The organism is Bacillus sp. K2I17, assembly GCF_002209985.1.
Lineage (GTDB): Bacteria > Bacillota > Bacilli > Bacillales > Bacillaceae_G > Bacillus_A > Bacillus_A wiedmannii.
Genome location: NZ_NJGF01000077.1, coordinates 1 through 9,336 on the forward strand (window position 1 = coordinate 1; position 9,336 = coordinate 9,336).

Here is a 9,336-nt window from a genome sequence, read left to right on the forward strand (position 1 = left end):
GCTTTTAGAAAAAAGAAATAATCTCTACTATACTTGACATTGTATAATCTTAGCTTGATAGCGATGTGACGGTACCCCTATTAAAGAAAAAATACAATCAGATTAATCGCTACATTTCTTGGCCAAACCTCTTGTTAAGATTCCTCTATAAATATAGTGGGAAATATAAAATTAGACGAATGTTGAACATGTTTTTTTGAATCTATTATTTTTTATCGTTGTATTTCTTTTATCTAGGAATCATAAAAGGATATTACTATTACATAATAGTTTTTCATATACATAAAATTATTCCTCTATTCATTCCTAGAAATTACGTATAGTCCGCCTCACTTTATATTAATATTTAATTAATTTGTATAAATATCAAGATAATTAACGAATAATGACTTTAATTTTCTTATGTATTCCTTCTCATTTATGTTGAGTTTTGTGAGTATCAATTACTGTAATCTTCGAAAATTATTTATAAAAATTACCCTATGTTATAAAAATATAAAAAACATATCAAGTCAGACTTCTCTTGAAAAACATTTAAAAGTATTCCGAAAATAAAAAAAAAGGAGTACGTTTGTTATGTAAATAAATTTTAAGGAGTGGTAATGTTGAAACGTTCACTAGGTTTATTATCAACTGCCGTTGTAGCAGGATCAATGTTATTCGGTGTAAGTGGTCACAGTGCATATGCAGATTCACTTTCAGAAGAAAAAAATATGTATCAAGTAGCGGCAAAAGAATCAACTGAATGTAAGAAACAAGGACAGTATAAAGTGTGTGAAACGCCAGAACAAGCAAAAAAATGGGGAGAAAAACAATATAATAAATGGAAACCAAACAAAAATGAACAGACTGTTTTAAATAGCTATACAAAATATGCTGGGAAATTTAATACACCACTAAGAGATAACAAAGGAGACATAACAAAAATTAAAAATCAAAGCGACAAAAATAATATTCTAGCTTTAGACAGCGTGTTAAATAGAGGTGAGATACCTGAAGATGTAATTTTATTCAGAGGAGATGACCCTATTGCATTTATGGATGACCCTAATAAATTAATAAAAAATGGTAAAATCGATAAAGAAGAATTTAATAAATTGAAAGCAAAATATAAAGGGAAATCTAGAACGGAATATGGATATATAAGTACTTCTTTGCTATCTAATACTCCAATAGTTAGCACAAAAGTTTTCCAAATAGAATTTAAAACATTAGCTGGAACACACGGAGGATATATAGAAAAACATAGTTCTTATCCAGGACAATATGAGTTTTTACTCCCTAGAAATACAACTTATATTATAAGTAAAATGGAATTAAGTAATGATGAAAAGCATATAAAGATTGAGGCATTAGTAAAAAGATAATAATAAAATCACCTTCGTATTATTCAAAGCTTCCTTCTAGTATAAGTTTTGAAACTTATAAAAATAGACAGTAACGCGACTTTGATTGAGGGAATAGTATGAATATATAAGTTGAAGGATGTAGGGCAGCAATACATATTAGCTTTCAAATAGGAAAGAAGGTACTCTTATCAATTATGAAAACGCCTTCTTTCTCATTTCTTACGTTAACATGTTACGAAATTTGATATGGTTGTTATATTGAAAGTACATTTGGTCTATCAGTGACTGTTGTGATAGCGGGAACACATGAGGGGCTATAAACTTACGTGGTTATTATCCATGATAACTTGAATTTCTATTACAGGAACCATAACTTACATCATAAGTAAAATGGAATGGAAACATTAGTAGAGTAGTGTTCATAGGATCGTTTCTGTATTTGAAAAATATTTTTTTAAGGAGCCGAAAAAATGAGCCGAAAAAGACAGATATTCACCGTTATATGTGCATTGGGGATAGGATTAGCAAGTTATACTAATTGTGCTTCTGCAGAGGCTTTAGACAGCACTTCATTAAGAGATACTTCAACTATATCAAATTATTCTCAAGTATCAGCTGTTGCTAAAGAGATAAAACCCTTCCCACAACAAGTAAACTACTCTGGGATTATTAAACCGAATCATGTTTCACAAGAAAGTTTGAATGCTTCAGTTAAAAATTATTATAATAGTTGGAAAAAGAAGTATCTAAAGAATGACCTTTCTTCACTTCCAGGTGGCTACTACGTCAAAGGAGAAATCACAGGAAATGCTGATGGATTTAAACCGTTAGGAACTTCAGAAGGACAGGGGTATGGTATGATCATCACAGTCTTAATGGCAGGTTATGATTCAAACGCCCAAACTATTTATAATGGCTTATTTAAAACAGCGAGAACTTTTAAAAGTTCTGAAAATCCCAATTTAATGGGTTGGGTTGTAGCCGATAGCAAAAAGGCGCAAGGGCATTTTGATTCTGCGACAGATGGGGATTTAGATATTGCTTACTCACTTCTTCTTGCTCATAAGCAATGGGGATCAAATGGCACAATCAACTATTTGAAAGAAGCTCAAAATATGATTACAAAAGGTATTAAGGCTAGTAATGTAACCAAAAATAATAGTTTGAATTTAGGTGATTGGGGTTCCAAAAATACATTTGATACTAGACCTTCCGATTGGATGATGTCTCATTTAAGAGCGTTCTATGAATTTACAGGGGATAAAACTTGGCTTCATGTTGTTGACAATCTCTACAATACTTATACACAATTTACAAATAAATACTCGCCAACTACAGGGTTGATTTCTGATTTTGTTGTAAAAAACCCACCACAGCCTGCACCTAAAAACTTTTTAGATGAATCAAAACATACCGATGCATATTACTATAATGCGAGTCGTGTACCACTCCGAATTGTTATGGACTATGCAATGTATGGAGAAAAGAGAAGTAAGGTGATTTCTGAAAAGGTTACTACGTGGATAAAAAATAAAACAAAGGGTAATCCATCTAAAATTGTAGACGGTTATAAACTAGATGGAACAAATATTGGTGATTATCCAACAGCTGTATTCGTTTCACCATTTATTGCCGCCGGTACAACCAACAGTAATAATCAAGCTTGGGTGAATAGCGGTTGGGATTGGATGAAGAATAAGAAAGAAAGCTATTTCAGTGATAGTTATAATCTATTGACCATGTTATTTTTAAGTGGGAATTGGTGGAAACCGATTCCTGATGAAAAAAACATACAAAGCCCAATAAATTCAGAAGTTCAGTCTGAATTTAAGGAATAGAATTCAGATTTCTATGAATATCAAAGTTGAAATTTCTCATCTTTCAAAAAATATAGAGATAGGCGTGTAGCAGTAACGCTTATAACGAAAAACGTAGGAATACATACTCCTACGTTTTTTGTTCACACATTTTCTTGTTTATATGAGGGGGAGGTACTCATCACCAACAACTTAGCATTTCTGATTCTGGTAGGCTAAAAAGGGCGTGATCAGTATGAAGAAGTAATATTTATTCAAATGGAAACATTATCAACTGATGTGATTGTACTAACAGTCATACAACCTAAGTTTTCGTGACTTAGTGAAGACGATGGAGGCGCAAGGTTTATCGATGGCCCACACAACCATTATGCGTTGGGGTCATCAGTATGGTCCGGAATTAAATGAGCGAATTCGGAAACATTTGAAACAAACGAATAATTCCTGGAGAGTGGATGAAACATATGTAAAGGTCAACAGACTTGGAGAACTGAAACATACGCGTCATAAAGAACATATTCTTTTTATGAAAGGAATAAAAATATGAAAAAAACAATAACGTCTTTATCGATGATTGCCTTACTTTCATTCCCTATTCAGTCATTTGCACAAGAAAGTGAAACAGTTTCGGAGAAAAAAGTTCCTGAAATTGTACACGATGCTGAGAGAAAAGCATTAAAGACTTTTTCTCCAGCACCATTAGACCCAAATAATAACGGTCTAGCTGGAGGAGCGTATTATGTTGCATTTTCAGATTTTACCCAGACAGGTGGAGCAAGTTCTATCTCTGATTCATATACAAACAGTAATCAATCGTCTAAAAAAACAATTGATTATATTTATGCAAAGGCAAAGGGATATGTCAATGGAATTTATAAAGATACTGGAACTGATGCTCAATATAATTCCTCCCATGCAGGTGCAAAAGTTTATGTAGGTAGTAATCTTTGGGAAGATGGAGAGACTTACGGTACACATGAATTTAAATTAAGTGGCTATCAGACCTGGCAGACTGAAACTTACGGAACTTGATATATCATGATATTAACATGAGAAAATTAGAATATTATTCTAATTTGCTTTTCGTATTTATAGAATTTATCTAGGGGTGATGAAATGGGTCATAACAAGCTAATATCTATACTATTAGTATCTATTTTATTGTTGTTTAGTGGCTGCACAAAAGAAACAGAAAAGAAACGAGAAAATCAAACTAATAATCAGCCAAAAGTTTCATTAGACAGTACGAATTTTAAATCAACTATTGCAAGTACAGCAAATCGGGATAAATTACCGTTTGCTGAAACTGGAGGAATTAATTTAGGAGTATACAATCAAAATGGAGAAATTGAAAAAGATTTTAACTTTAATATAGAGGAAAATCAAAGTTTCAAAAAATTCATTTCCTTAGGGAATCTTATTAAGACTGAACGAGTGTATAAGATGTTTCTTCTTGTTGATTATAAGCAAAGTGAGTTTAAAGTAGATGATAGAGAGTTGGCAAAAGATTTCACCTTTAAAGTAGGCGCGGGTGAGTCGATAGAAATCCCTATAGAAATTCCACCTTTACCAAAAGGATTACACGATATTACTTTTGTCATTGCTAAGTTCCCGGATAAGAAAACATTAGATGAAGAATTTAGAAAACAAACAGATTCATCTAATCTTCTGTTTGTAAGACTCAGTACTGTAGTAGGAGGGGATGAAACTGTAAATAATCAAGTCAAGTTTAATAGTTACGGAGAAAAGAAAACAGAAGATATTTTAGATGGTGTTTATATTGCTAAAGAAAATAATTACAAGAGATGGTTGATCCAAGATGTAATTAAAGAGAACGATCTGAATTTCTATACGAAGGTCGGCAATAACAGTGATACAAGAAAACAATATGCATTAATACAATTTTTTGACTGGGAACAGATGAAATTTATCGATAATAAAGATGTATTATTTTATGATTTAAAACCAAATACGGTTTATAGCATAAAATCCAAAATTCCTATAAAAAAAGAGAAAGGAGTGTATGATTTAACATCTATTTTAATACATAATCCTTTTCAAAAAGTAACGATTTACAATCAACAAGTAGATACCGCGATTAGAGTTGGAGTAAATGTAGAAGATAAGTAAAATTTGGTGAAATGATGTCTATTAAAAAGAGAAAATATCAAAAAAGAAACCATGTTGATTTATATTTTCAATATGGTTTCTTTTTTTAATACAAGTTTTAATTAATATAATACCAGTATGCGTGTAGTGATAGGTAAAATATTTCTTAATGTAATAAAATTAGATATCAAAGAAGCTATCGTTTATAATATAGTATCCATTTTCATGTCTTTGTTCAGCAAAGAGGGGTGTAGAAAGGGGTACAACCGAGATACGTGTAAAAATAGGTCATAGTTTTACTTTTATTTCCAATGATATTTAAAATAAGTTTTTTTGCCTGGTATTTCTTTGTAAAAATCCTTGGTATATCTATTAAATATTTCATAGTTGTTGATTTAAAATAAAGTCGGATATTTTATAATAAAGTTTGATTAAAAGTCCTGTATGATATGCAGGATTTTTTTGTTCCGCAAACGAGCCATATTATGTAATAACACATGTTAAGCCAACTGGGATTGAAGAAAGAATGTTATAATAAATTTTATTATTTTACTGTTTTGCATTGGAGGCACTTAACTTGGAAATTAGGAAAGCAAATAAAGAAGATATAAAGGGCGTTTCAAGGGTTTATGTTGATAGTTGGAGGACTACTTATCGTGGTCTAGTACCTGAAGATTATCTGGATGAATTATCGTACGAAGATGCAGCAAAAAGATGGATTGATTTTTTAAATAACGAAAATGAACCTTTTATTTATGTTGCGATTAATGATACAGGGAATATTATAGGTTTTGCATCAGGTAAACGTATTGATGAGAAGAATTTTGATGGAGAGCTATATTCGCTTTATCTCTTACAGGAATGTAGAGGATTAGGTGTTGGTAGGCAGCTTATTTCAGCTATTGCTAAGCATTTTAAAGAAAAAGGTATTTATTCTATGATGGTTTGGGTAATGAAACAAAATAAATCTGGACTTGGTTTTTATGAACGTATGGGAGGAAAAGAATATATTCATAGGACTAGTACGTTTGGAGGAACAGTAGTAGAGGATGTTGCGTATGCCTGGAAGGAAATTTCAGACTTATGTGTTGAGTAAGAATAACAAAGGTGAACCTTGTTTAATTAACAGGTGTAATTGTTTAAGATCAAAGGTAGAAAATGATCAAACTTTTTTTTATAAAATCGAAACTTAAATATGCTAGAGAAAAAGCCATTTTGATCAATCTTTTTTCAAAATGGCTTTTTTTATTTACCATAAAATACGGGTTTGTAAGGTGTTTTTAACCAAACTTTATTTCAAAGCAACAATTGTTTAACTTATTATCATACACCCTAATCATACGATCGAAATTAAGTATTTACAGTAACCAATCAATGGATGATTAGGGTTAACCCATAATAGACAAATCACTTAATAAAAATAAACAAAACGATATTAATAATCTCAATAAATCGACTCTGGAAATAAAAGTAAGACTATGACCTATTTTTACACGTATCTCGGCTGTACCCCTAGAAAGACATAAAAGTCTAAAACTTTTGAACATAGGACAAGAAACTCTAAACTACTTAGCCAGTAATATCTGTAATTTATATTATAATACTAGATGAAAATAATGAGAAAATCATACCTTTTGCCTAATTACACGTGTGAATATTCTGATACAATAGAATTAAATAAATTTAAAGTTAGGGTGAAGCGTAATGTGGGATAGTCATTTCCATGGTCCTCCAAGTAAAGTGAAAGTTGAAGAGATTTCTTCGGAAAACAATAGTGATAAAACTTTTAAAGTTGGACAAATATATTCACATCCATTATATGTTTATAAGCTAGAGATTTCTAAAATTGAAGCGTATATAGGTGAAAGTTATAGTTATAGAAATGCTTCTATATTTGTAAAGCCTCGCTTTCTTAATAGGGAAAATGAAATTGTTAAATTAGATGAGTATGAGATGACTACAGAAGAATTGAACGCAGACAAATGGTGGATTGAATCAGAAAAGTAGAGGTGAGAATACTATGATTAATTTACTTATAAATACAGGTCTTTCTAAAAAGCTGTTAAGTGAATGGCATCCTACCAAGAATGGTCTCTTGAATCCTGAAGATATTACATATGGAAGTTACGAATATATTTGGTGGGAGTGCTCTGAGGGGCATGTTTGGGGATCAACTCCTAGTGGTAGGGTGAAAGTTGAAGATGAGCTTTGTCCTAAATGTATGAAGAAAAAAGAAAAGCAAGATAAGTTAAATAATGTTAATAAGATAGAAGCTAAATCACTTAGAGAGATTGATCCAAGCTTGTCTAAACAATGGAATTTTGAAAGAAATGTAGATGTAACACCTGACAATGAGATGATTGACGAAGAGAATTGGAGTGTTAGATGGTGGATTTGCGGAAGGGGTCATGAATGGAAAGAATCTGTTAGAAGTAGGCTTCATGACAAAAGTGTGTGTCCGTACTGTTCAAACAAGAAAGTTTGCAAAGACAACTCATTAGCAACAATGTATCCAGAGATAGCAAAGGAGTTTTGTATCTTTGACACATGTTATCGGCAGAAAGTCCGAAATCCATATGAGGCAATTTATACTTCAAATGAGGAAGTAATGTAGGTTTGTAAAGAAGGTCATATGTGGAGAGAAAAAATAAATTTAAGAGTGAAAAATGGTAAGGGATGTAGAACGTGTGAAAAGTATCAACAGTCAATTGCTCTTCATAACCCAGAAATAGCAAAAGAATGGCATCCTACAAAGAATAAAGAAGTATATGGTGTAACAACACCTGAGGAGACATCTACCAGATGTAACGAAAGAGCATGGTGGGTTTGTGGTAAGTGTGGACATGAATATAAAGCAATGGTCAAAGCTAGACATGAAGGGGCTGCAAAATGTCCGTCATGTTATCCTCCAGAACCAAGGGTAAGAAAAAAGAAAAGAGAAGCTTTATTTCAAACTTATAATAAGATGGAAGATAATAGGGTTATCTTTGAGAAGAATTTAAGAGGAAAATTTAAAGATAGTGAAGGATAGCTTGAAATCTTTTTTCAAATTTGTGCTGGGAAGCTAGAAAAACTAAAAAAGTGTCCTTTTTGCTTTTTTAGTTTTTTACATGTTATTTTGTGGAAATGAATTTAAATAAAAGTACCTATAAATATCAAAGGTGCTCATTTTACTATATCTAGACCTTGCTATTTTGTGTAGCAAGGTCTTTTATTATATGTTCTATTTATGAAAGTAAATTTAGTACGATAGAACATTTTCAATGCTCCTAGAAATCATAGCCGTGCTTTTTTTGTTATATAGGGTAATATCATATAGGAGTAGAAGCCATGCATATGATAAAAAAGAACAATTTCAGTAGGAATCCTGATTGTTCCTTGAAATGTGTCCTATATTTGCACCAGAACCGATTAAAATTAAGGTGGTTTAGTTGGAGGAAGGAACCTTATAGTATCTTTGCAGTGATTTTATTTATATAATTATGTTATATAAATAAAAAGATAATAGAAGGGTAAGTGAATATTATAATTAATTTTGAACCATTTAATCCAACAATAAATGACATAGCAATTAAACTTGCTATGGTACTGTTTATACCGTTATTCTTAGCATTGCTTGTCAAAGTCATACTTATGAAATTTATGAGAGAATCAATTGCTGGCAGGCTAGCCTATCTATCTTGTCTATTTTTTATGTACTATGTATTTAAATTTGTTACAGAATAGATAGGCATCTTAGGATGCCTTTTTTTTTACAAATAAAAGTACCGTAGTATTTAAACCTATACGTTCACACAAGATTACATGTATTTAGTTCTGTAAATCTATAAAATTTTAGTTTGGATTTTCTTGACCCAAGCAAGTCCCCAAAATGAAAGTTTAGACTTTCTTGTCTAAATAGTTTAGAGTTTCATGTCTTTGTTGTACAAAGACATGAAAGTAGGAACTTATTTTATAGTGAAAAATGCTGAATTATCTACTGATACATTTCATTTAGTACCCACTTTCCTGTCCATATATCGAGACAAGAAAATGGGTACTTTTTTAAACAAAGACACCAA

9 protein-coding genes and 1 pseudogene are annotated in these 9,336 nt (G+C 31.4%); all 10 read left to right on the top strand.

Going from position 1 to position 9,336, the window contains the following annotated elements; genetic code table 11:
• Nucleotides 1-602: 602 nt before the first annotated feature.
• The 10 genes and pseudogenes from CER22_RS30145 (at nt 603) to CER22_RS33945 (ending at nt 9,001) form a co-directional block, all read left to right on the top strand.
• Complete coding sequence (locus tag CER22_RS30145; protein ID WP_088610407.1) at nt 603-1,367, top strand: ADP-ribosyltransferase; 765 nt, start codon at nt 603-605, stop codon at nt 1,365-1,367.
• Between the two features lie 452 nt (nt 1,368-1,819).
• On the top strand, nt 1,820-3,187 hold the full coding sequence (locus tag CER22_RS30150; protein ID WP_088610408.1) for a glycosyl hydrolase family 8: 1,368 nt from the start codon (nt 1,820-1,822) through the stop codon (nt 3,185-3,187).
• 214 nt (nt 3,188-3,401) lie between these two features.
• Nucleotides 3,402-3,641 (top strand): annotated as a pseudogene (locus CER22_RS30155) (IS6 family transposase); the annotation flags it as partial.
• 68 nt (nt 3,642-3,709) lie between these two features.
• Entirely contained in the window at nt 3,710-4,198 is a 489-nt protein-coding gene (locus tag CER22_RS30160; RefSeq protein WP_088610409.1) for a hypothetical protein, read from the top strand.
• Nucleotides 4,199-4,282: 84 nt separating this feature from the next.
• Entirely contained in the window at nt 4,283-5,296 is a 1,014-nt protein-coding gene (locus tag CER22_RS30165) for a hypothetical protein (protein WP_088610410.1), read from the top strand.
• 556 nt (nt 5,297-5,852) lie between these two features.
• Entirely contained in the window at nt 5,853-6,371 is a 519-nt protein-coding gene (locus tag CER22_RS30170; RefSeq protein ID WP_088610411.1) for a GNAT family N-acetyltransferase, read from the top strand.
• A gap of 608 nt (nt 6,372-6,979) precedes the next feature.
• Entirely contained in the window at nt 6,980-7,282 is a 303-nt protein-coding gene (locus CER22_RS30175; protein ID WP_088610412.1) for a hypothetical protein, read from the top strand.
• 13 nt (nt 7,283-7,295) lie between these two features.
• Nucleotides 7,296-7,889: a zinc-ribbon domain-containing protein gene (locus CER22_RS33935; protein ID WP_256943769.1), complete on the top strand. Its 594-nt coding sequence runs from the start codon at nt 7,296-7,298 to the stop codon at nt 7,887-7,889.
• 18 nt (nt 7,890-7,907) lie between these two features.
• Complete coding sequence (locus CER22_RS33940; protein ID WP_256943770.1) at nt 7,908-8,306, top strand: zinc-ribbon domain-containing protein; 399 nt, start codon at nt 7,908-7,910, stop codon at nt 8,304-8,306.
• 485 nt (nt 8,307-8,791) lie between these two features.
• Nucleotides 8,792-9,001: a hypothetical protein gene (locus CER22_RS33945; protein ID WP_001021331.1), complete on the top strand. Its 210-nt coding sequence runs from the start codon at nt 8,792-8,794 to the stop codon at nt 8,999-9,001.
• The last annotated feature ends 335 nt before the right edge of the window (nt 9,002-9,336 follow it).

What these genes read in the sequence shown, in the direction of transcription:
- CER22_RS30175 (WP_088610412.1), top strand. Translation starts at nt 6,980, where the DNA reads ATGTGGGATAGTCATTTCCATGGTCCTCCAAGTAAAGTGAAAGTTGAA.
- CER22_RS33940 (WP_256943770.1), top strand. Translation starts at nt 7,908, where the DNA reads ATGTGGAGAGAAAAAATAAATTTAAGAGTGAAAAATGGTAAGGGATGT.
- CER22_RS30160 (WP_088610409.1), top strand. Translation starts at nt 3,710, where the DNA reads ATGAAAAAAACAATAACGTCTTTATCGATGATTGCCTTACTTTCATTC.
- CER22_RS33935 (WP_256943769.1), top strand. Translation starts at nt 7,296, where the DNA reads ATGATTAATTTACTTATAAATACAGGTCTTTCTAAAAAGCTGTTAAGT.
- CER22_RS30145 (WP_088610407.1), top strand. Translation starts at nt 603, where the DNA reads ATGTTGAAACGTTCACTAGGTTTATTATCAACTGCCGTTGTAGCAGGA.
- CER22_RS30150 (WP_088610408.1), top strand. Translation starts at nt 1,820, where the DNA reads ATGAGCCGAAAAAGACAGATATTCACCGTTATATGTGCATTGGGGATA.
- CER22_RS30165 (WP_088610410.1), top strand. Translation starts at nt 4,283, where the DNA reads ATGGGTCATAACAAGCTAATATCTATACTATTAGTATCTATTTTATTG.